Source organism: Pseudooceanicola lipolyticus (assembly GCF_002786325.1).
Lineage (GTDB): Bacteria > Pseudomonadota > Alphaproteobacteria > Rhodobacterales > Rhodobacteraceae > Pseudooceanicola_C > Pseudooceanicola_C lipolyticus.
On the sequence record NZ_PGTB01000045.1, the window covers coordinates 1 to 20,239 of the forward strand.

Here is a 20,239-nt window from a genome sequence, read left to right on the forward strand (position 1 = left end):
CCCGCTTGTGCCGCTGCTCAGGGGCCGGCCTGACCTGGCCCATGTGCGGACCGAGCGGCATATCTGCGTCGACACCACCGCCGCCGGCGGCAATGCGGCGCTGCTGGGCGGGCGCGCCTGACCGCTGAACGGGGGCGCGTGCGGTCAAGACCGGTTGCGTATGTACAAACGGACGCGGATCAGACGCCGGCCGTGACCCGGCCGGCGGCGCATTGCGCGCTTGACGCCCGGGCGCTTTGTGCGCAGCGTGCGGCCCATGTTTCCGATCCGCGATCACAACCCCTCCGGGCGCACGCCCTATGTCACCTACGCGCTGATCGCGGCGAACCTGCTGGCCTACCTCGGCTATTTCGGCCTGATGGGGGACGAGCGCGCGCTGCTGCAATTCTATGCCGACTGGGCCATCGTCCCGGCCTGGCTGAGCGAGGGGCGGCATGTCTACACCCTGCTGTCTTCGCTGTTCCTGCATGCCAGCTTCATGCACCTGGGCGGCAACATGCTGTTTTTGTGGATCTTCGGCGACAACCTGGAAGACGAGATGGGGCACCTGCCCTATCTGCTGTTCTACCTCGCCTGCGGCATCGGCGCCGGGCTGATCCACGTGGTCAGCGGCCCCGACTCGCTGGTGCCCACGGTTGGCGCCTCGGGCGCCATTGCCGGGGTATTGGGCGGCTATCTGCTGCTGTTCCCGAAGGCCAAGGTCGATATCCTGATCATCTTCATCGTCTTCTTCCGCATCTTCCCGCTGCCCGCCTGGCTGATGCTGGGCCTGTGGTTCGGCATGCAGCTGCTGGGCGGCGTCGCCTCCGACCCGGATATGGGTGGGGTGGCCTATTGGGCGCATATCGGCGGCTTTGTGCTTGGGCTGCTGCTGACCCTGCCGTTGCTGGCGCGGCGTGGCGGCGCCCGGTTCTGGCGGCGCACCGAGGGACACCCGCCGCATCCCGAGGCCGATTACGCCTTTGCCCGCTCCAGCATCCCGAAAGTGCGGCGCAAATGAGTGCCGCGCCGCTGCATATCCGCGCCAGCTGTCATTGTGGCACGGTGGTGATCGCAGCCGAGCTGCCATATGGCCTGAGCGATGCGGCGCGCTGCGACTGTTCCTTCTGCCGCCGGCGGCAGGCGGCAGCGGTGACCGCGCGGGCCGACACGCTGAAGGTGCTGCAGGGGGCCGACAATCTTGGCTGCTACAGCTGGGGCAGCCATACCGCGCGGCATTATTTCTGCAAGACCTGCGGCATCTACACCCATCACCGGCGGCGGTCGGATGTCAGCCAATGCGGCGTCAACCTGGGCTGTATCGAGGGGGTGAACCCGCGCGATTTCGAGCCGATCCCGTGGACCGACGGCATCAACCACCCCTCTGACCGCTAGCGCGGCGCGATCCCGGCCTCAGCCGCGGTCGCGCAGCACCCCGGCAAACTGGCTGAAGATCGCCTCGTTGGCGGCGACCACCTCGCCATCTTCCAGGATATTGCCGCCCTTGCGCAGCGTTTCGACCAGGCCGCCCGCCTCGCGCACGATGACCAGCCCGGCGGCGAGGTCCCAGGCGTTCAGATTCCGTTCCCAGAACCCCTCGTAGCGGCCCGCCGCCACATAGGCGAGATCCAGCGCCGCCGCCCCCCAGCGCCGCACCCCGGCGCAGACCGGCATCAGCTGCGCCAGGTCCTTGAAAGTTTCCGGCAGGTCGCGGCGCGTGCCAAAGGGCACGCCGGTGGCAAAGATGCTTTCGATCATCTTGTTGCGGCCCGACACCCGCAGGCGGCTGTCATTCATCCAGGCGCCCGCGCCCTTCTCGGCAAAGAACATCTCGTCCTTCGCCGGGTCGAAGACCACCCCGGCCACCACCTGCCCCTTGTGTTCCAGCGCGATGGAGACCGCCCAATGCGGCAGGCCGTGCAGGAAATTGGTGGTGCCGTCCAGCGGATCGACGATCCAGCGCCGGGTCGGGTCCTTGCCGTCCTCGCCGCCGCCTTCCTCGCCCAGCCAGCCATAGGTGGGCCGCGCCCCCATCAGCTCTTCCTTCAGGATCGCCTCGGCGGCGATGTCGGCGCGGCTGACGAAATCGCCGGCGCCCTTCATCGACACTTGCAGGTTCTCCACCTCGCGGAAGTCCTTGACCAGGGACCGGCCCGCCTTGCGTGCGGCCTTGATCATGATGTTGAGATTGGCGCTGCCTATCATTTGCTGGCTCCTTCGGGATCAGGGCGCGCTATACGCGCCGCCGCCCCTCTTGCCAAGGCCCGCCCGAGCGGTCACGGTCGCCACCATCCGAAGGAGGAGCCCCATGACCGAACAGATGTATCACATCGCGCTGGCCAGCCGCCCCGAAGGCGCGCCCGAGCCCGCGAATTTCCGCCATGAACCCAAGGCCCTGCCCACCCCGGGCGAGGGCGAGGTGCTGGTCCGGGTGCATTACATGTCGCTGGACCCCTATATGCGCGGCCGCATGGATGACGCCAAATCCTATGCCGCGCCGGTGCCGATCGGCGGCACCATGGAGGCCGGCGGCGTCGGCGAGGTGATCGCCTCGAACGATCCGAAGTTCAAACCCGGCGATTTTGCCTTCGGCATGTTCGGCTGGGCCAGCCATGGCTGTCTGCCCGGCAAGATGCTGCGCAGGGTCGACCCGGCGCAGGCGCCGCTGACCACCTCCTTGGGGGTGCTGGGCATGCCCGGCTTCACCGGCTGGTACGGGCTGATGCAACATGGCCGGCCGCAGCGCGGCGAGACGCTGGTGGTGGCGGCCGCCACCGGGCCGGTCGGCTCGATGGTGGGCCAGGTGGCCAAGGCGCTGGGCCTGCGCGCGGTGGGCATTGCCGGCGGCGCCGAGAAATGCGCGATGGCGGTCGACAAGTTCGGTTTTGACGCCTGCCTGGATCACCGCGCCTATGACAGCGCCTCGGATCTGCGCAAGGCGCTGGCCGACCAATGCCCCAACGGCATCGACATCTATTTCGAAAATGTCGGCGGCCGGGTGCTGGCCGCAGTGCTGCCGCTGATGAACCCGCATGGCCGGATCCCGATCTGTGGCATGATCGCCTGGTACAATGCCGGCGGTCTGGGCAGCGGCGCCCAGGTTGCAGAACCCAGCGCCCCGGCGCTGTGGCGCAACATCCTGGTCAGGTTCCTGTCGGTGAACGGATTCATCATCTCCAATCACTGGAACCGCTTTCCCGACTTCCTGGCCGAAATCGCCCCCAAGGTTGCGGCGGGCGAGATCGCTTATGCCGAGGACGTGGCCGAAGGGCTGGAAAACGCGCCGGCGGCCTTCATGTCGATGCTGAAGGGCGGCAATACCGGCAAGCAGATCGTCAAGCTGGTCTGAACCGCCGGGGCGGTCGCGGTCCCGATCGAAGGCAGCCGCGGCCGCGTCAGGCGGGCTGGATTCCCAGCATCGCCTCGACTTCGGATACCGGCAGCGCGCCCGGTGCCAGCCCCTCGCGCAGCAGCCGCGCGGCAAGCCGCAGGGCGCCGGTATTCAACGGTGCGGGCACGCCGTGCAGCCGGCCCAGCAGCGCGATCTCGCCATTGAGGAAATCGGTCTCCAGCGATCCGGTCTGCCGCGCCAGGCTTTGTGCCGTGGAACTGCCGGCTCGCTGCACCCCGGCCACCTTGCCCATCCGCATAAGCTCCGCGCGTCGCGGATCGCTGGCGCCGACGTCGCGCCAGGTGATGCCGGCGGCGGTCAGCACCGTTTTGGCCTCTGCCTCCAGCAGCGCGTGCAGCCGGCGCGCCGCTTCGCCCGCGCCGATCGCGGTCTCGACGATGTTCTGCAGGTTCATCAGCAGCTTGCCGTACTTGCTTTCCATCACGCTCGGGTCGGCAAAGGCCGCGATGCCGGCGGTGTTCAGCACCGCCGCCAGCGCCGTGTCCGCCGCATCCGTGCCGCCGGGATAGCAGCCGATGTCGAAGATCCCGTGGCGCGGGGTGCCGTAGCAGACCGCCTCGCCCGGGGTGAGATAGTCCGCCGGCATCATCACCGTGACGCCATGTACATTGGGAAACCGCCGCAGCGCGCGGCGCTCATTGGCGACGCCGTTCTGGGCGCAGAACAGCGGCTGGTCGGTGACACCGGCGCGCGCCAGCTGGTCCAGCGCCGCCTCGGTCTGCTGCGACTTGACCGTCAGCAGGATCGCGTCATCGGGGCGGAAGGTGATCTCGGAGGGATCGGCGACACAATCGAAGCGTGCTGTCAGCACCCTGTCGGGCGTGCGCACCACCATGCCCTGGGCACGGATCGCCGCCAGCTGGGCACCACGGGCGATGCCGACCACCTCGTGCCCGGCCAGTGCAAGGGTTGCCGCCACGGTGCCGCCGATGGCACCGATGCCGTGTACAATCACTCTCATCCGCTCTGTTCCCTCACCTGTCCTGCAATTTACGCGCCTCGACGCGCGCCAGTTCGATCAGCCGCCGCACAAAGGGTTTTTCCCGGTCTTCGCTGCGCACCGCGGCATAAAGCCGACGCGTGATACCACGCTTGGTCAACGGTCGCGTGACATAGTCGGAGCTGTATTTCACTTCGCGCACCACCCAGTCGGGCAGCACCGACACCCCCCGGTTGGAGGCGACCAGCAGCAGGATCACCGCGGTCAGCTCGGCCTGGCGCACCGCCGCCGGTTCCACCTTGGCCGGAATCAGCAACTGGCTGAACACGTCCAGCCGGGTGCGTTCGACCGGATAGGTGATCAGCGTCTGGTCGCGGAAATCGGCCGCTTCGACATAGGGTTTGGCCGCCAGGGGATGCGCGGCGGCGGCGACGAAAACCGGCGCATAGTCGAACAGAGGGATGAACTCGACCCCCGGCAATTCCTCGGGATCGGACGACACCACCAGGTCGACCTCTTCCTTCTGCAGCGCCGGCAGCGCGTCAAAGGCCAAGCCGGGGCGGATATCGACATCGACATCGGGCCAGTCCTTGCGGAACTCTTCCAGCACCGGAAACAGCCATTCGAAACAGGCGTGGCATTCGATGGCGATATGCATCCGCCCGGCCTTGCCCTCGCGCAGGCCGGAGAACTCGGCCAGGGTGGCCTCGACCTGGGGCAGCACCTGTTCGGCCAGCCGCAGCAGCCGGAAGCCGGCCGCCGACAGCGTCATCGGCTTGGACCGGCGGACAAAAAGTTCAACACCCGCCTGGTCTTCCAGCCCCTTGATCTGATGGCTCAGGGCGCTTTGGGTGATGTTCAGCTGATCCGCCGCCCGGGCCAGACCACCGGCATCGTGAATGGCCTTGATGGTGCGCAAGTGGCGGAACTCAAGATGCATCATATCGCGCTACTCATGTTGTTCTTGAGTAATATGAGTTTGTCTCACATTCGCCGATATGCGACAAGGGACCAATTGCAAAAGGATTCACCTGTCATGTCCGCGCCAACCATTTCCTTTGAATTCTTTCCGCCGCAGACCCTCCAGGCCTCGTTCCGGCTGTGGGACACCGTGCAATCGCTTGCGCCGCTGGGTCCGCGGTTTGTGTCCGTCACCTATGGGGCCGGCGGCACCACCCGCGACCTGACCCGCGAGGCGGTGGCGACGTTGCACAAATCCTCGGGGCTGAATGTCGCGGCGCACCTGACCTGCGTCAGCGCCACCAAGGAAGAAACCCTGGAGATCGCCCGCGGTTTCGCCGAGGCCGGCGTGAAAGAGCTGGTGGCGCTGCGGGGCGACCCACCGAAGGGCACCGGCGCGTTCAAACAGCATCCCGGTGGCTTTGCCAATTCGGTCGAGCTGATCTCGGCCCTGGCCGAAACCGGTGATTTCACCATCCGCGTCGGCGCCTATCCCGACGTGCATCCCGAGGCGGCAAGCGGGCAGGCCGATATCGACTGGCTGAAAGCCAAGCTGGATGCCGGCGCCGACGAGGCGCTGACCCAGTTCTTCTTCGAAGCCGACACCTTCCTGCGGTTCCGCGATGCCTGCGCCAAGGCCGGGATCGACAAGGCGGTGACGCCGGGCATCCTGCCGATCGAGAACTGGAAGGGCGCGTCGAAATTTGCCCGCAGCTGCGGCACCAAGATCCCCGCCTGGCTGTCCGAGGCCTTTGAAAAGGCCACCCGCGACGGGCGCGAGGATCTGCTGGCCACCGCGGTCTGCACCGAGCTGTGCAGCACCCTGATCGACGAAGGTGTCGACCGGCTGCATTTCTACACGCTGAATCGTCCGGAACTGACCCGCGATGTCTGCCATGCGCTGGGTGTCACGCCGAAGACGACGCTGCAGAACGTCGCGTAAGACTTGCCTGGCCCGCACGGGCTGATAGCGTCCTGCCAGTTGGGAGGCGCAGTCATGACCGTTGCGGAGAACATTGCCAAATCGCCCTCCGACCTGCTGAGTCGGGCGGAGCTGCTGGGCCTTTCGGGGCTGGAATTCATGCAGGGCATTCTGGAGGGCCGCCTGCCCGGGCCGCCGATCGCGGCGACCATGGGCTATACCCTGCACGCGGTGGATGACGGCCGCGTGGTGTTCCGCGGCGCGCCCGGCTTTGAAACCACCAACCCGATGGGCACGGTGCATGGCGGCTGGTACGGCACCCTGCTGGACAGTTCGATGGCCTGCGCGGTGATGACCAAGGTGCCGAAAGGGTCGGTTTACACAACGCTGGAATACAAGATCAACATCATCCGGCCGATCCCGCTGGGCATGCTGATCGATTGCGTCGGCCTCACCGATCATGCCGGGCGTTCGACCGGCGTGGCGCATGGCGAGATCCGCGGGGTCGAAGACGGCAAGCTATATGCCACCGGATCGACCACCTGCATCATCATGGCGCTGGCGTGACCCGAGACCGTGCGGGCGGGATCGGGGACCGGGACAGGCGCAATCAGAATTCGACTTCCAGTTCCTCGACCTCGTCGGGTTCTTCCAGCGCGGCGGCGATCCATTCCTGCATCGGCGCCCAGCCGAAGATGGTGTCGCAATAGGTGGCCAAATCGGGCTCCAGTTCGACCGCATAGGTGCGGAACCGGGTACAGACCGGGGCGTACATCGCATCGGCCAGGGTCGGCTTGCCAAACAGGAACGGCCCGCCATAGGTGTCCAGGCAATCGGTCCAGATCTCCTTGATCCGCTGCACGTCCGGCCGAGCGCCCGAGAAGATCTTGAAGCTTTCATGCCTGGCCTTGAGGTTCATCGGCAGGGCCGAACGCAGGTTGTAAAAGCCTGAATGGATCTCGCCCGACACCGCCCGGCAATGGGCGCGGGCCTTGCGGGTCGAGGGCAGCAACCCGGCCTTGGGCGCGACCTCGTGCAGATATTCCGCGATTGCCAGGGTGTCCCAGACCTCGACGCCGCGATGGCTCAGCCGCGGCACCCGCACCGATGGCGCCAGCAGCAGCAGTTCCTGGCGGTTCTCCGGATCGTCCAGATCGACCGGCTTCTCGTCGAACTCGATGCCCGCCATCTTGCACAGCAGCCAACCGCGCAGCGACCAGGACGAGTAATTTTTAGAAGAAATCGTGAGTGTCGCCCGTGCCATGCCGACTCCGTGGATATTTTTCTGCGTCGCAGATAATTTTGTCGCACTGCAGCATAAATTGCACTAATTTTTTTGGGAACGGCCGGAAGGACAGCTTTATGCTCTACCAGATGTACCAGTTTCAGGACGATCTGATCGCCCCGTTTCGAATGGCTGCTGGTCTTGGACGTTTCACCGACCTGCCCGGCACCGGGCTGATGAACGGCAGCGCGTTTCATGTCGATGCGCTGATGGAAATGATCACCCGGTTCAAGCTGACCCATACCCGCCCCGACTTCGGCATCGACTCGGTCCGCGTCGGCAACCGCGAGGTCGAGGTCACCGAAGAGATCGCGCTGGATCTGCCCTTTGGCAAGCTGCTGCATTTCAAGAAGGATATCGACACCGCACAGCCGCCGGTGCTGATCGTGGCGCCGCTATCGGGCCATTTTGCCACCCTACTGGCCGGCACCGTGCGCGTGATGCTGCGCGATCACGACGTCTATATCACCGACTGGGTGAATGCCCGCGACGTGCCGCAGTCGGCCGGGCGTTTCGGCGTCGAGGAATATGTCGACTACGTCATCCGCTTCCTGGAAGAGATCGGCCCCGGCGGCAATGTGCTGGCGGTGTGCCAGCCCTGCGTGCAGACGCTGATCGCGGTTTCGGTGATGTCGAGCGCGAACAACCCGGCCACGCCGCGCACGATGACATTGATGGCGGGCCCCATCGACGTGCGTGAAAGCCCCACCGCAGTAAATGACCTGGCCAATGACAAGCCGCTCAGCTGGTTCGAAACCGCGGTGATCGGCACCGTACCGGCCCGCTATCCCGGCGGCGGGCGCCGGGTCTATCCGGGATTTGTGCAGCTGTTCGCCTTCATGCTGATGAACATGGACCGCCACCGCGCCCAGCATCAGAAACTGTACCGCCACCTGGCCCGTGGCGAGACCAGGGATGCCCAGAAGATCAAGGATTTCTACGACGAATATTTCGCCGTGCTGGACCTGACCGAAGAATTCTACGTCGAAACCATCGACCGGATCTTCCAGCGCCCCGAGCTGGCGGAAGGCACCTTCACCTATCGCGGCGAACTGGTCGATCCCGGCGCCATCCGCAAAACCGCGTTGCTGACCGTCGAAGGCGGGCGCGACGACATCTGTTCGCTGGGGCAGACCTCAGCCGCGCATGACCTGTGCCGGTCATTGCGGCCGCATCTGAAACGCCACCATCTTCAGGCCAATGTCGGCCATTACGGCGTGTTCAACGGCCGCCGGTGGGAACAGGAGATCTACCCGGTGGTGCGCAACATGATCCTGGCGATGGAATAGGCCTGGTCACTGGGCGCTTTCCGCGCGCACCGTTCCGGTATCGCCCAGCCAGTCGGGCAGATCGTCGGGGCGCACCGACTCGTGCAGGTGTTCGGTCCAATCCTGCCCGACCACCCGCGGCTTGCGCAGAATGAAGATCTTGCCCCAGGCACGCCAGGTCCCGACCGAGGGCGCGTCGCGGTCGGTATAGAACCGTGCCCGCCATCCGGCGGGCAGCGGCAGGCCGCATTCCTCGGCCCGGTCCAGCATCCAGACCAGCGAGATATTGGCCAGCGGCCGCGCCGCCTCGAAGCCGCCCAGCTGGCCGCCGATATCGCCATGGGTGCCGCGGAACCACACCTGCTCGACCCGGCCGGGCCAGTCCTGCGGCGTGCTCCACAGGATCGGCGCATAGACCTCGCGGGTTTCATGCAGCGCGAGGGCATGAAACCCGTTGCGGATCGACCGGCCCAAATGGTGGTTGTGAAAAGAATGTTCCGCCTCGGCACGCTGCCAGAAATAGGGCAGCCGCAGCCCCAGCGCCTTGACCGTGTCCCAGACGCCGACCATCTCGATCGGCAGCACCGGGTGGCAATAGGCGCGGGCAAAGGCGCGGGCGCTGTCCGAATCCGGGGCGTACTGGTAATGGCGATAGGCGGTGCGGATGTTGCGCTCGGTTGCATGTTCCGGCTTGAGCAGCCCGACAAGGTCGATCGCCCCGGCCAGCGAGCGCACCGCATAGGCGCCGCGCGAATAGCCCAAGAACATCACCTTGTCACCGGGCCGGTAGCGCGAGGCGAGATAGCCATAGGCGCGGCGGATCTGGCGGTTGATGCCGCGCCCCATCAGCACGTCCAGGGTGGCGTGCCAATTCTCCCATTGCACGCCGGCCTCGTAATAGACCGAAACATCGGCGCCCATTTCCCGGCACAGCCGGTAGGCGATGCCGGCGTGGGTCTCATAGCCCTGTTCGAGGCTGGAGAGCGTGCCGTCCAGGATGATCACATGGGTGCGCGGGCCGCGCAGCGGCGCCTCGGGCGAATGGGCCGTCCTGAGCGGCCGGCCCAGCCAGCCCAGTAGCCTCTTACTCAGCCGCGATAGGTTCATCCCTCAGCAGTTCCCAAATTCGTGCCGGCGTGAAGGGCATGTCGACCTGCCGGTTGCCTCGCTCCCAAACCGCATCCTGCACTGCATTCGAGATCGCCGCCAGTGCGCCGACGGTCCCGGCTTCGCCACAGCCCTTCATTCCCATCGGGTTGGCGGTGGAGGGCACCGGTTCGGAGGTAAAGCCGATCATCGGCACATTGTCGGCCCGCGGAATGGCGTAATCCATGAAGGTCGCGGTCAAAAGCTGGCCGTCGGCATCATAAACCACGTGTTCGGTCAGCGCCTGGCCGATCCCCTGCACCACGCCGCCATGCACCTGGCCCTCGGCCAGCATCGGGTTGATCAGGTTGCCGAAATCATCCACCACCGTATAGCGATCGACGCGCACCATCCCGGTGTCGGGGTCGATCACCACCTCGGCGATATGGGCGCCGTTGGGATAGGACCGGCCCGGCAGCGTCGCCCGCGCCTCGTGCACCAGCAGGTCGGTGCGGCCGTCGGTGCGGGCCATGTCGGCCGCCTCCAGCAAGGTCGGCGCCAGGTTCGACCCCGGCGCGCGGAACCCCTCTTCGTCAAACGTGATGCTGTCGGCCTCGACCCCCATCTTGTCGGCCAGGTAGGGTGCGAAGGCCTCGACCATGGTGCTGACCGTGGCCAGGGTTGCATTGGTCTGGGTGGTGACCGACCGTGACCCGCCGGTGCCGCCGCCCTGTGCGATCAGGTCGCTGTCGCCCTGCACCACCTGGATCATCTCGACGGGGATACCGGTCTGGTCGCTGAGGAACTTGGCATAGACGGTTTCATGCCCCTGCCCGTTCGACTGGGTGCCGACATAGATGCTGACCGTGCCGTCGTCGTGGAACTCCACCTTGGCGCCTTCCGAGGGATCGCCCAGGATGCTTTCGATGTAATAGCTCAGGCCGCGCCCGCGCAGCAGGCCCTTGGCGGCATCCGCCGCGGCGCGCGCCGCAAAGCCGGACCAATCGGCCTCTTCCTCGGCGCGGGCCAGGACCTTGCTGAAATCGCCGACATCGTAATTTTCCCCGGTGACCGTCTTGTAAGGGAAGCTGTCGGGTTTGATGAAGTTGATCCGGTGCAGTTCCAGCGGGTCAACGCCCAGCTCGCGCGCGGCACGGTCCATCACCCGTTCCAGCACATAGATCGCCTCAGGGCGGCCGGCGCCGCGATAGGCATCGACCTGCACCGTGTTGGTGTAATAGCCGCGCGCATTCAGCCAGGCGGTCTGCACGTCATAGGTGCCCATCAGCACGCGGGCGAACAGGTTCGATTGGATGATCTGGCCGAAGTTCGAGTTATAGGCCCCCAGATTCGACCGCGTGGTGACGCGATAGGCGGTGATCTTGTTGTTTTCGTCGAAGGCCAGTTCGGCCAGCGACACCAGATCGCGCCCGCCATTGTCGCTGAGCATCGATTCGGTGCGGTCGGCCATCCAGCGCACCGGGCGGCCCAGCGCGCGCGCGGCCTGGGCCACCGGGATATATTCGGGATAGACCATCGCCTTCATCCCAAAGCCGCCGCCGACATCCGGGTTGGTCACCCGCACGTTTTCCGGGTCCAGCCCGAAAGCCGCGGAGAGCATCGACTTGCCGCCCCAGACCCCCTGCCCGCCGAAGGCCAGGTGCAGCCGCGTGCCGTCCCATTCGGCGTAACAGCCGCGCGGCTCCATCGCGTTGACGATGATGCGGTTGTCACCGACCTCGAGGCTGACGGTCCGCGCCGCCGCCTCGAAGGCGGCCTGGGTCGCGGCCTCGTCGCCGATGCCGAAATCATAGGCCAGGTTGTCGGGCGCCGCATCATGCAGGGTCTCGCCGCCGGGCCCGATATCCAGCTTGGCCGGCAACTCGTCATAGTCGAATTCGATCAGTTCGGCGGCGTCACGCGCCTGATCCAGGGTTTCGGCCACCACGCAGGCAATCGCCTCGCCCACGAAGCGCACCCGCCCCTTGGCCAGCGCCGGGCGGCGGGCATCCACGGCGGACGAGCCGTCGCGATTTTTCACCACCACCCCCGGCAGGGCCACATCGATTCCCGCCGCTTCCAGATCCTCCACCGTCAGCACCAGGTGCACGCCCTCGGCCTGCCGCGCCGCGTCCAGGTCAAGCCCGGTGATTTCGGCATGGGCCACCGGGCTGCGCAGGAAATAGGCGAACAGCGCGCCCTCGGGCGCGATATCGTCCACATAGCGCCCCTGCCCGGTTACAAAGCGCAGGTCCTCGACCCGCTTCACCGGTTGGCTGCGTCCGAATTTTTCCATGAATCTTGCCTCTTGCCTGGGTGCCGGCCAGACACTAACCCCCGAACCCGCAATGTCCAGACGCGCCGGCGCCCGATACGCCTGGAATGCGCCAGATCGCAAAAATTTCTGTACGGGTTAAGCATCTGGTGCCGCCGACGTGACGCTTTAGCCGGGTCTTTCCCTTGGCCGCGCCTTTGGGTAGACCGTGCGCGAAACCTCAAGGACGATCAGGCATGGCGATGGAAAAGACATTCGACGCGGACAAGGCCGAAGCCCGGCTGTACGAGGCCTGGGAAAAGGCCGGCTGTTTCGCGGCCGGCGCCAATGCCTCGCGGCCCGACACCTTCAGCATCATGATCCCGCCGCCGAACGTGACCGGTTCGCTGCATATGGGCCACGCCTTCAACAACACCCTGCAGGACATCCTGATCCGCTGGAAGCGGATGCAGGGCTTTGACACGCTGTGGCAGCCGGGCACCGACCATGCCGGCATTGCCACGCAGATGGTGGTTGAACGGGAACTGGCCGCGTCGAACCGCCGCCGCACCGACATGAGCCGCGAGGACTTCATCGGCCTGGTTTGGGCGCAGAAGAAGAAGTCGCGCGGCAATATCATCGGCCAGCTCAAGCGGCTGGGCGCCTCCTGCGACTGGAGCCGCGAGGCCTTTACCATGTCGGGTGGCCCCGGCGCGCCCGAGGGGGAAGAGGGCAATTTCCACGATGCCGTGATCAAGGTCTTTGTGGAGATGTACAACAAGGGCCTGATCTATCGCGGCAAGCGGCTGGTCAACTGGGACCCGCATTTCGAAACCGCGATTTCCGATCTCGAGGTCGAGAATATCGAGGTCTCGGGCCATATGTGGCATTTCAAATACCCGCTGGCCGGCGGCGAGACCTATGAATATGTCGAGAAGGACGAGGACGGCAACGTCACCCTGCGCGAAACCCGCGATTATATCTCGATTGCCACCACCCGGCCCGAAACCATGCTGGGCGACGGTGCGGTGGCGGTTCACCCCTCGGATGAACGGTACGCGCCGATTGTCGGCAAGCTCTGCGAGATCCCGGTGGGCCCGAAGGAACATCGCCGCCAGATCCCGATCATCACCGACGACTACCCGGATCCAAACTTTGGTTCGGGCGCGGTGAAGATCACCGGCGCGCATGATTTCAACGACTATGCGGTGGCCAGCCGCAACGCCATCCCGATGTACCGGCTGATGGATACCAAGGGGCAGATGCGCGACGACGGCGAGGCCTATGCCAGCTGCGCCGCCCGCGCGCAGGAAATCGCCCAGGGCAGCGAGTTCACCGAGACCGAGGTCGACACGCTGAACCTGGTGCCCGACGACCTGCGCGGGCTGGACCGGTTCGAGGCGCGCAAGAAGGTGGTCGAGCAGATCACCGCCGAGGGGTTGGCGGTGATGATCCCGGGCGAGCCCGATGACAGCGACGGCAAGGTCTGTTTCGACACCGGCATGGTGCCGCTGGTCGAGAACAAGCCGATCATGCAGCCCTTTGGCGACCGCTCGAAAGTGGTGATCGAGCCGATGCTGACCGATCAGTGGTTCGTCGACACCGCGCAGATCGTTGGCCCCGCCATCGATGCGGTGAAACAGGGCGACACCCAGATCCTGCCCGAGCGCGACGCCAAGGTCTATTTCCACTGGCTGGAGAATATCGAGCCCTGGTGCATCTCGCGCCAACTGTGGTGGGGGCATCAGATCCCGGTCTGGTACGGGCTGGACCTGTCGGCGCCCGGCTTTCAGGACGAGGATGGCGATGGCGTGCTGGACCTGGTGGAACTGGGCCGGCTGCTGCTGGACGGGCTGGTCCATGCCGGCGACCTGCATCACTGCGCCGCCAGTCTCGACGGCGTCCTGCCCGCCTTCCGCGACGCCCTGGCCGACACGCCGCATCCGCTGGCCGATGCCCGCATCGTCGAGGTGGCCGACCGCAACGCGGCGATCCACGCCTTTGCCCAGAGCCTGGCGCAATACGAGCTGGACCAGGACCCGACCCGCCTGATCTATCCGGTCTGGCGCGACCCCGACGTGCTGGACACCTGGTTCTCCTCTGGTCTTTGGCCGATCGGCACGCTGGGCTGGCCCGAGCAGACGCCGGAATTGCAGAAATACTTCCCCACCTCAGTGCTGATCACCGGCTTTGACATCATCTTCTTCTGGGTCGCCCGGATGATGATGATGCAATATGCCGTGGTCGGCCAGAAACCCTTCGACACCGTCTATGTCCACGCGCTGGTGCGCGACGAGAAGGGCAAGAAAATGTCGAAATCGCTGGGCAACGTGCTGGACCCGCTGGAGCTGATCGACGAATTCGGCGCCGATGCGGTGCGCTTTACCCTCACCGCGATGGCCGCCATGGGCCGCGATCTGAAACTGTCGACCAGCCGCATCGCCGGCTATCGCAATTTCGGCACCAAGCTGTGGAACTTCGCCCGGTTCGCCGAGATGAACGGCGTGTTCGACACCGCGGCGCAGGACATCCCGGCGGCACAGGAAACGCTGAACAAGTGGATCATCGGTGAAACCGGCAAGGTCCGGGCCGAGGTCGACGAGGCGCTGGAGAATTTCCGCTTCGACGACGCCGCCAGCGCGCTGTACCGCTTTGTCTGGGGCAAGGTCTGCGACTGGTATGTCGAATTCTCCAAACCGCTGCTACAAGAGGACAATCCGGCGCGGGCGGAGACCCAGGCGACGATGAAATGGGTGCTGGACCAGTGCCTGGTGCTGCTGCACCCGATCATGCCCTTCATCACCGAAGAGCTCTGGGCGCTGTCCGGAAGCCGCGAAACGCTGCTGGTCCATGCCGACTGGCCGACCTATGGCCCGGAACTGGTCGAGGCCGAGGCCGACCGCGAGATGACCTGGGTGATCGGCCTGATCGAAGGGATCCGCTCGGCCCGGGCCCAGATGCATGTGCCGGCGGGGCTGCATATCCCGATCGTCGTCAACGGGCTGGACGCGGCCGGCCAGGCCGCCTGGGCGCGCAACGCGGCGCTGATCACCCGCCTCGCCCGCCTGGCCGACCTGCAGGAGGTCGAAAGCTTTCCCAAGGGCACCGTGACCATTCCGGTGCCGGGCGGCACCTTTGGCCTGCCGCTGGCCGATGTCATCGACATCGCCGAGGAAAAGGCCCGGCTGGAAAAGACCCTGGGCAAGCTGGAAAAGGAACTGGGCGGCCTGCGCGGCCGGCTGAACAACCCGAAGTTTGTCGCATCCGCCCCCGAAGAGGTGGTGGAAGAGACCCGCGGCAACCTCGCCGCCCGCGAAGAGGAAGCCGCCCGCCTGACCGAGGCGCTGGCGCGTCTGGCCGAAATCGCCTGATCTTCTCCTCTTCGAGGAATAGACTAATCCGACCCCCGGCGCCCTTGCCGCGCCGGGGGTTGGAGTCTTATGCTGCTGCCATGACGCGCGCCTTCCGCACCCTTGTCGAGCGGCAGATCGGCAAAGCCGCCGCGCAGGGCCAGCTGTCGGGGCTGGCCGGCGAGGGCCGGCCTTTGCCCGACCGCGCCGGCGAGGCGCTGGTCGATCCGGCGCTGGCCGCCGGCCACCGGATCATGGCCGAGGCTGGGGCGCTGCCGGAGGAATTCCGCATCAAGGCCGAGCTGGAGGCGGCGCGGCGCGCCTGGCAACAGGCGGAAGGCGCCGCGGCTAAGAAAGCCGCGATGGCCCGCATCGCCGATTTGCAGATGCGCTATGACATGGCGCGCGATGCCCGCCGCGCCTTTTTTCGCTGACACGCCCCTGCCCCGGATTTGCTCCGGGGCTTCCCTGCGGCTGATATGGAGCCTGCCCCGGACTTCGATCCGGGGCCTCGCCGCCCGCCGATCCGCCCGGCATCGGCGATCGTGACCCTGTGACGCCCCGATTGCACTTGACCTTTGGGTGCGCACTCTGTTGAACCCCCGGGTGTCATTCCCGTTATCAAGGTGCCGGTCCCACATGGACGATCAGAACAAAAACCTCATCCTGGCAACTGCCCTCAGCTTCCTGGTGATCCTGGTCTGGTTTCTGCTGTTTCCGCCCCCGGAACCGGAACCGATGCCCGAGACCAGCGCGGTGGAACAGAGCGACGGCGCCCCGACCGCAGGCGCGCCGATTGCCGATGGCAGCGCGCCGCTGAGTGCGGATGCGCAGGTTGGCACCGGGGCCGAGCCGGTGGCCGACACCCCGCGCATCGCCATCGACACGCCGCGGCTGAGCGGCAGTGTCTCGCTGCTGGGCGGCCGCATCGACGAGCTGTTCCTGAAGGATTACCGCGTCAGCCTGGACGATAATTCCGACATCGTCGAACTGCTGAAGCCGGTGGGCACCCCCAACGCCTATTACGCGCTGTATGGCTGGGCGCCGGGGGCCGGTGCCACCGTCGAGGACGTGCCCGGCGCGCGGACCGAATGGCAGATCGAAAGTGGCGAGACCCTGGCCGTGGACAGCCCGGTCACCCTGGTCTGGGAAAATGGCAGCGGGCTGACCTTCCGGCGCACGCTGGCGGTGGACGAAGATTACATGTTCACCATCACCCAATCGGTCGAAAACGCCTCGGGCGCGCCGGTCAGCCTGGCGCCTTACGGCGTGATCGCCCGCCACGGCACGCCGCCGGATGCCAAGAATTTCTTTATCCTGCATGAAGGCCTGGTGCGGATGTCCGACGGCACGCTGGAGGAAACCAAATACAAGAACCTGCCCGACCTGGAAGTTGACCCCAATGAAGGCGCCCGCGCCGAGGTGGTGCAAGTGGCCCAGGACGGCTGGATCGGCTTTACCGACCATTTCTGGATGACCACGCTGATTCCGCAGCCGGGCAGCGCCTTCAAGTCGGTGGCGAAATATGACGAACGCCGCGACATCTTCCAGACCGAGGCGGTGCTGCCCACCCGCACCATCGCCGATGGCAGCGAAACCAGCGTCACCACCCAGCTGTTCGCCGGCGCCAAGGAATGGGAGACCATCCGCGGCTACCAGCAGGCCGGGGTCGAAGGCTTTATCGATTCGATCGACTGGGGCTGGTTCTTTTTCCTGACCAAGCCGATCTTCTGGCTGCTGCACAATATCAACCAGCTGATCGGCAATATGGGTTGGTCGATCATCGCGCTGACCTTCATCATCAAGGCGCTGCTGTTCCCGCTGGCCTACAAGTCCTACGTCTCGATGGCGAAGATGAAAGAGCTTCAGCCGCAGATGGAGAAGCTGAAGGAAAGCGCCGGCGACGACCGCCAGAAGATGCAGCAAGGCATGATGGAGCTGTACAAGAAGGAAAAGGTGAACCCGGCCGCGGGCTGTCTGCCGATCCTGCTGCAGATCCCGATCTTCTTCTCGCTCTACAAGGTGATCTTCGTCACAATCGAACTGCGCCACGCGCCCTGGTTCGGCCCGTTCCAGGACCTGTCGGCACCGGATCCGACGACGCTGATGAACCTGTTCGGCCTGCTGCCGATTGCCGCTCCCGAACCGGGCAGCATCCTGGCGCTGATCTTCATCGGCATCCTGCCGCTGCTGCTGGGCATCTCGATGTGGCTGCAGCAAAAGCTGAACCCGGCCCCTGCCGACCCGACCCAGCAGATGATCTTTGCCTGGATGCCCTGGATCTTCATGTTCATGCTGGGCGGCTTTGCCAGCGGGCTGGTGGTGTACTGGATTGCCAACAACACCATCACCTTCACCCAGCAGTACCTGATCATGCGCAGCCAGGGTTATACCCCCGACGTCTTCGGCAACATCCGGGCCGGGTTCTCGCGCAAGAAGGCCGCGGCCGAGGCGAAGGAAAAGAAATAGGTGAGCCGGGTTGCCCAGATCTGGCGCCATCCGATCAAGGGCATCGGGGCTGAGCGTCTGGAGGCGGTCACGCTGACCGCCGGGCGCCCGCTGCCGGGCGACCGGGCCTGGGCCCTGTTGACCGGAAACAACACCGATACCGGAACCTGGCAGCCCTGCTCGAACTTCGCGCGGGGCTGCTATGGGCCGGAGCTGATGGCGATCACCGCCGAAACCGACGGTGACACACTGCATCTGGCCCATCCGCGCGCCGGCCGCATCGACATAAATCCCGACCGTGACGGGCAAAAGCTGGCCGATTGGCTGGCACCGCTCTGGCCGGCCGAACGGCCGCCGCTGGGCCGCCTGATCGCCGCCCCCGAGGAAGGCATGTCGGACGCCGGTTATGCCTGCCTGTCGGTCCTGGGCACCGCTTCGCTGGCGGCGCTGACCGAGGCCTGCGGCCAAGATCTCGACCCGCGCCGCTTTCGCGGCAACCTGTGGGTCGACGGGCCCGAGCCCTTCACCGAGCTGGACTGGCCCGGCCGCCGCCTGCGCATCGGCGAAGCGGTGCTGGAGGTGGTCGAACGCATCGACCGCTGCCGTGCCACCCAGGTGAACCCGGAGACCGGCGAAGAGGATTGCCAGACGCTGCGCAGCCTGCGCCAGAACTGGGGGCATATCGATTTCGGGGTGAAGGCGCGGGTAATTTCCGGCGGCGACATCGCCACCGGCGCGCCGCTGGAGCTGTTGTGACACCGCTGCCCTTCCCCCTGGCCGACGCGCCCGAGCCCGCCGCGGGCGAACGCGGGCGGCTGCTGTTTGCCGGCCAGTCCGAATTCCTGAAAGGCGTGGTCGCCATGGCCGGCCTGCCCCCGGCCGACCGGCTGGAGGTCTGTTTTGCCGGGCGCTCGAATGTCGGCAAGTCGACCCTGATCAACGCCCTGACCGGAACCAAGGCGCTGGCCCGCGCCTCGAACACGCCGGGCCGGACCCAGGAGATCAACTATTTTACCCAGGGCCCCGACCTGTATCTGGTCGACCTGCCCGGCTATGGCTATGCCAATGCGCCGCTGGACAAGGTGCAGAAATGGCAGCGCCTGCTGAAACAGTACCTGTCGGGCCGCCCCACCCTGCGCCGCGCCTTCGTGCTGATCGATGCGCGGCACGGCATCAAGCCGGTGGACGAAGAGATCCTCAAGCTGCTCGACACCTCGGCGGTGACTTTCCAGGCGGTGCTGACCAAGGCCGACAAGGTCAAGGGCAAGGAGATGGACAAGATGCTGGCGCAGGTGCGCGGCGCGCTGTCCAAACATCCCGCCGCCTATCCCGAGATCGTGCTGACCTCGTCGGAAAAGGGCGAAGGCATCGGCACGCTGCGGGCGATCATCGCGGGGCTGGAATGACCCGGCGCGAAGACACTTGCGCGATGGCCCCCATTCTGGATAAGGCCGCGGGTAGAGGAGAGATCATGAAAACACAGGACACCCTGACCGACCGCAAGGCCACAGCCGAAACGCTGTCCCGCGCGGTGCCGCTGTTGCAGCGCTATGACGATGCCATCGTGGTGATCAAGCTGGGCGGCCATGCCATGGGCAGTGACGAGGCGCTGGCCGAATTCGCCCGCGACGTGGTGCTGCTGCGCCTGTGCGGCGTCAATCCGGTGGTGGTGCATGGCGGCGGCCCGCAGATCAACAAGCTGCTGGACAAGCTTGAGATCAAATCGGAATTCGTCAACGGCAAGCGGGTCACCGATGCCGCCACCGTCGACGTGGTTGAAATGGTGCTGTCCGGGACCGTCAACAAGAAGATCGTGCAGGCGATCCAGGGCCAGGGCGGCAAGGCGGTGGGCCTGTCGGGCAAGGATGCCAATCTGATGGTCTGCGATCCCGAGGATCCTGCGCTGGGGCTGGTGGGCACGCCGACGGCGATGGACATGACCCTGCTGAACCTGCTGTTCGAGAAAGAGATCATTCCGGTGATCGCCCCGATCGGCGCCGGCCGCAATGGCGAGACCTATAATGTCAACGGCGACACCGCCGCCGGTGCCTATGCCAAGGCGCTCAAGGCCGACCGGCTGCTGCTGCTGACCGACGTGGCCGGGGTCAAGAACGCGGCGGGCGAATTGCTGACCGAGCTGAAGGCGCATGAAATCCGCGAACTGACCGCCGAGGGCGTGATCTCGGGCGGCATGATCCCCAAGACCCAGACCGCGCTGGACGCGGTCGAGGGCGGCGTGCGCGCGGCGGTGATCATCGACGGGCGCGAGCGCAATGCCTGCCTGCTGGAGCTGTTCACCGAACAAGGCGCCGGGTCGATGATCCGGGCCGATTAG

At 65.8% G+C, this 20,239-nt stretch carries 18 protein-coding genes; 12 read left to right on the forward strand and 6 right to left on the reverse strand.

What is annotated here, in order from left to right; translation table 11 throughout:
* Positions 1 to 256: 256 nt before the first annotated feature.
* Together CVM52_RS12320 and CVM52_RS12325 are read left to right on the forward strand one after the other, a co-directional pair.
* On the forward strand, positions 257 to 1,000 hold the full coding sequence (locus tag CVM52_RS12320; protein ID WP_100162796.1) for a rhomboid family intramembrane serine protease: 744 nt from the start codon (positions 257 to 259) through the stop codon (positions 998 to 1,000).
* The gene (locus CVM52_RS12325; RefSeq protein ID WP_100162797.1) at positions 997 to 1,374 is read left to right on the forward strand and encodes a GFA family protein; all 378 of its coding nucleotides are present in this window, start codon (positions 997 to 999) and stop codon (positions 1,372 to 1,374) included. The genes CVM52_RS12320 and CVM52_RS12325 overlap by 4 nt, the downstream gene beginning before the upstream one ends.
* Positions 1,375 to 1,392: 18 nt before the next feature.
* Here CVM52_RS12325 and CVM52_RS12330 read toward each other — a convergent pair whose 3' ends face one another.
* The gene (locus CVM52_RS12330; RefSeq protein ID WP_100162798.1) at positions 1,393 to 2,184 is read right to left on the reverse strand and encodes an inositol monophosphatase family protein; all 792 of its coding nucleotides are present in this window, start codon (positions 2,182 to 2,184) and stop codon (positions 1,393 to 1,395) included.
* A 103-nt stretch (positions 2,185 to 2,287) separates the two neighbouring features.
* Here CVM52_RS12330 and CVM52_RS12335 point away from each other — a divergent pair, with 103 nt between their 5' ends.
* The gene (locus CVM52_RS12335) at positions 2,288 to 3,328 is read left to right on the forward strand and encodes an NADP-dependent oxidoreductase (protein WP_100162799.1); all 1,041 of its coding nucleotides are present in this window, start codon (positions 2,288 to 2,290) and stop codon (positions 3,326 to 3,328) included.
* A 46-nt stretch (positions 3,329 to 3,374) separates the two neighbouring features.
* Here CVM52_RS12335 and CVM52_RS12340 read toward each other — a convergent pair whose 3' ends face one another.
* Positions 3,375 to 4,352, reverse strand: a complete 978-nt coding sequence (locus CVM52_RS12340) for a ketopantoate reductase family protein (protein ID WP_100162800.1) — start codon at positions 4,350 to 4,352, stop codon at positions 3,375 to 3,377.
* Between the two features lie 13 nt (positions 4,353 to 4,365).
* Positions 4,366 to 5,271, reverse strand: coding sequence for a LysR family transcriptional regulator (locus tag CVM52_RS12345; protein WP_100162820.1), 906 nt, complete (start codon positions 5,269 to 5,271; stop codon positions 4,366 to 4,368).
* Positions 5,272 to 5,367: 96 nt separating this feature from the next.
* Here CVM52_RS12345 and metF point away from each other — a divergent pair, with 96 nt between their 5' ends.
* Together metF and CVM52_RS12355 are read left to right on the forward strand one after the other, a co-directional pair.
* Entirely contained in the window at positions 5,368 to 6,234 is an 867-nt protein-coding gene (gene metF, locus CVM52_RS12350) for a methylenetetrahydrofolate reductase [NAD(P)H] (RefSeq protein WP_100162801.1), read from the forward strand.
* A gap of 54 nt (positions 6,235 to 6,288) precedes the next feature.
* Positions 6,289 to 6,780 carry a PaaI family thioesterase gene (locus CVM52_RS12355; RefSeq protein ID WP_100162802.1) on the forward strand — a complete coding sequence of 164 codons (492 nt, stop codon included), beginning with the start codon at positions 6,289 to 6,291 and terminating at the stop codon, positions 6,778 to 6,780.
* A gap of 43 nt (positions 6,781 to 6,823) precedes the next feature.
* Here CVM52_RS12355 and CVM52_RS12360 read toward each other — a convergent pair whose 3' ends face one another.
* Positions 6,824 to 7,477 (reverse strand): glutathione S-transferase family protein, encoded by a 654-nt coding sequence (locus CVM52_RS12360; protein ID WP_100162803.1) that lies wholly within the window; start codon positions 7,475 to 7,477, stop codon positions 6,824 to 6,826.
* Between the two features lie 98 nt (positions 7,478 to 7,575).
* Here CVM52_RS12360 and CVM52_RS12365 point away from each other — a divergent pair, with 98 nt between their 5' ends.
* Positions 7,576 to 8,787 (forward strand): polyhydroxyalkanoate depolymerase, encoded by a 1,212-nt coding sequence (locus CVM52_RS12365; RefSeq protein WP_100162804.1) that lies wholly within the window; start codon positions 7,576 to 7,578, stop codon positions 8,785 to 8,787.
* 6 nt (positions 8,788 to 8,793) lie between these two features.
* Here CVM52_RS12365 and CVM52_RS12370 read toward each other — a convergent pair whose 3' ends face one another.
* Together CVM52_RS12370 and CVM52_RS12375 are read right to left on the reverse strand one after the other, a co-directional pair.
* Complete coding sequence (locus CVM52_RS12370) at positions 8,794 to 9,873, reverse strand: T6SS phospholipase effector Tle1-like catalytic domain-containing protein (protein ID WP_100162805.1); 1,080 nt, start codon at positions 9,871 to 9,873, stop codon at positions 8,794 to 8,796.
* Positions 9,851 to 12,148 carry a xanthine dehydrogenase family protein molybdopterin-binding subunit gene (locus CVM52_RS12375; RefSeq protein WP_100162806.1) on the reverse strand — a complete coding sequence of 766 codons (2,298 nt, stop codon included), beginning with the start codon at positions 12,146 to 12,148 and terminating at the stop codon, positions 9,851 to 9,853. The genes CVM52_RS12370 and CVM52_RS12375 overlap by 23 nt, the downstream gene beginning before the upstream one ends.
* A 215-nt stretch (positions 12,149 to 12,363) precedes the next feature.
* Between CVM52_RS12375 and CVM52_RS12380 the strand changes: the two genes are divergently transcribed.
* The 6 genes from CVM52_RS12380 (at position 12,364) to argB (ending at position 20,239) form a co-directional block, all read left to right on the forward strand.
* The gene (locus tag CVM52_RS12380; protein WP_100162807.1) at positions 12,364 to 15,477 is read left to right on the forward strand and encodes a valine--tRNA ligase; all 3,114 of its coding nucleotides are present in this window, start codon (positions 12,364 to 12,366) and stop codon (positions 15,475 to 15,477) included.
* Between the two features lie 80 nt (positions 15,478 to 15,557).
* The gene (locus CVM52_RS12385; RefSeq protein WP_100162808.1) at positions 15,558 to 15,890 is read left to right on the forward strand and encodes a DnaJ family domain-containing protein; all 333 of its coding nucleotides are present in this window, start codon (positions 15,558 to 15,560) and stop codon (positions 15,888 to 15,890) included.
* Positions 15,891 to 16,095: 205 nt separating this feature from the next.
* Complete coding sequence (yidC, locus tag CVM52_RS12390; RefSeq protein ID WP_100162809.1) at positions 16,096 to 17,925, forward strand: membrane protein insertase YidC; 1,830 nt, start codon at positions 16,096 to 16,098, stop codon at positions 17,923 to 17,925.
* Positions 17,926 to 18,660 (forward strand): MOSC domain-containing protein, encoded by a 735-nt coding sequence (locus CVM52_RS12395; RefSeq protein ID WP_100162810.1) that lies wholly within the window; start codon positions 17,926 to 17,928, stop codon positions 18,658 to 18,660.
* Positions 18,657 to 19,310 carry a ribosome biogenesis GTP-binding protein YihA/YsxC gene (yihA, locus tag CVM52_RS12400; RefSeq protein WP_100162811.1) on the forward strand — a complete coding sequence of 218 codons (654 nt, stop codon included), beginning with the start codon at positions 18,657 to 18,659 and terminating at the stop codon, positions 19,308 to 19,310. Before CVM52_RS12395 ends, yihA begins: the two co-directional genes overlap by 4 nt.
* Positions 19,311 to 19,375: 65 nt before the next feature.
* Positions 19,376 to 20,239 (forward strand): acetylglutamate kinase, encoded by an 864-nt coding sequence (gene argB / locus CVM52_RS12405; RefSeq protein WP_100162812.1) that lies wholly within the window; start codon positions 19,376 to 19,378, stop codon positions 20,237 to 20,239.

Bases quoted from the DNA above. Each gene is read 5' to 3' on its own strand.
- CVM52_RS12345 (WP_100162820.1), bottom strand. From the start codon at position 5,271: ATGCATCTTGAGTTCCGCCACTTGCGCACCATCAAGGCCATTCACGAT.
- metF (WP_100162801.1), top strand. From the start codon at position 5,368: ATGTCCGCGCCAACCATTTCCTTTGAATTCTTTCCGCCGCAGACCCTC.
- CVM52_RS12380 (WP_100162807.1), top strand. From the start codon at position 12,364: ATGGCGATGGAAAAGACATTCGACGCGGACAAGGCCGAAGCCCGGCTG.
- argB (WP_100162812.1), top strand. From the start codon at position 19,376: ATGAAAACACAGGACACCCTGACCGACCGCAAGGCCACAGCCGAAACG.
- CVM52_RS12385 (WP_100162808.1), top strand. From the start codon at position 15,558: ATGACGCGCGCCTTCCGCACCCTTGTCGAGCGGCAGATCGGCAAAGCC.
- CVM52_RS12375 (WP_100162806.1), bottom strand. From the start codon at position 12,148: ATGGAAAAATTCGGACGCAGCCAACCGGTGAAGCGGGTCGAGGACCTG.
- CVM52_RS12330 (WP_100162798.1), bottom strand. From the start codon at position 2,184: ATGATAGGCAGCGCCAATCTCAACATCATGATCAAGGCCGCACGCAAG.
- yidC (WP_100162809.1), top strand. From the start codon at position 16,096: ATGGACGATCAGAACAAAAACCTCATCCTGGCAACTGCCCTCAGCTTC.
- CVM52_RS12355 (WP_100162802.1), top strand. From the start codon at position 6,289: ATGACCGTTGCGGAGAACATTGCCAAATCGCCCTCCGACCTGCTGAGT.
- CVM52_RS12360 (WP_100162803.1), bottom strand. From the start codon at position 7,477: ATGGCACGGGCGACACTCACGATTTCTTCTAAAAATTACTCGTCCTGG.
- CVM52_RS12370 (WP_100162805.1), bottom strand. From the start codon at position 9,873: ATGAACCTATCGCGGCTGAGTAAGAGGCTACTGGGCTGGCTGGGCCGG.
- CVM52_RS12325 (WP_100162797.1), top strand. From the start codon at position 997: ATGAGTGCCGCGCCGCTGCATATCCGCGCCAGCTGTCATTGTGGCACG.
- CVM52_RS12335 (WP_100162799.1), top strand. From the start codon at position 2,288: ATGACCGAACAGATGTATCACATCGCGCTGGCCAGCCGCCCCGAAGGC.
- CVM52_RS12365 (WP_100162804.1), top strand. From the start codon at position 7,576: ATGCTCTACCAGATGTACCAGTTTCAGGACGATCTGATCGCCCCGTTT.
- CVM52_RS12320 (WP_100162796.1), top strand. From the start codon at position 257: ATGTTTCCGATCCGCGATCACAACCCCTCCGGGCGCACGCCCTATGTC.
- CVM52_RS12340 (WP_100162800.1), bottom strand. From the start codon at position 4,352: ATGAGAGTGATTGTACACGGCATCGGTGCCATCGGCGGCACCGTGGCG.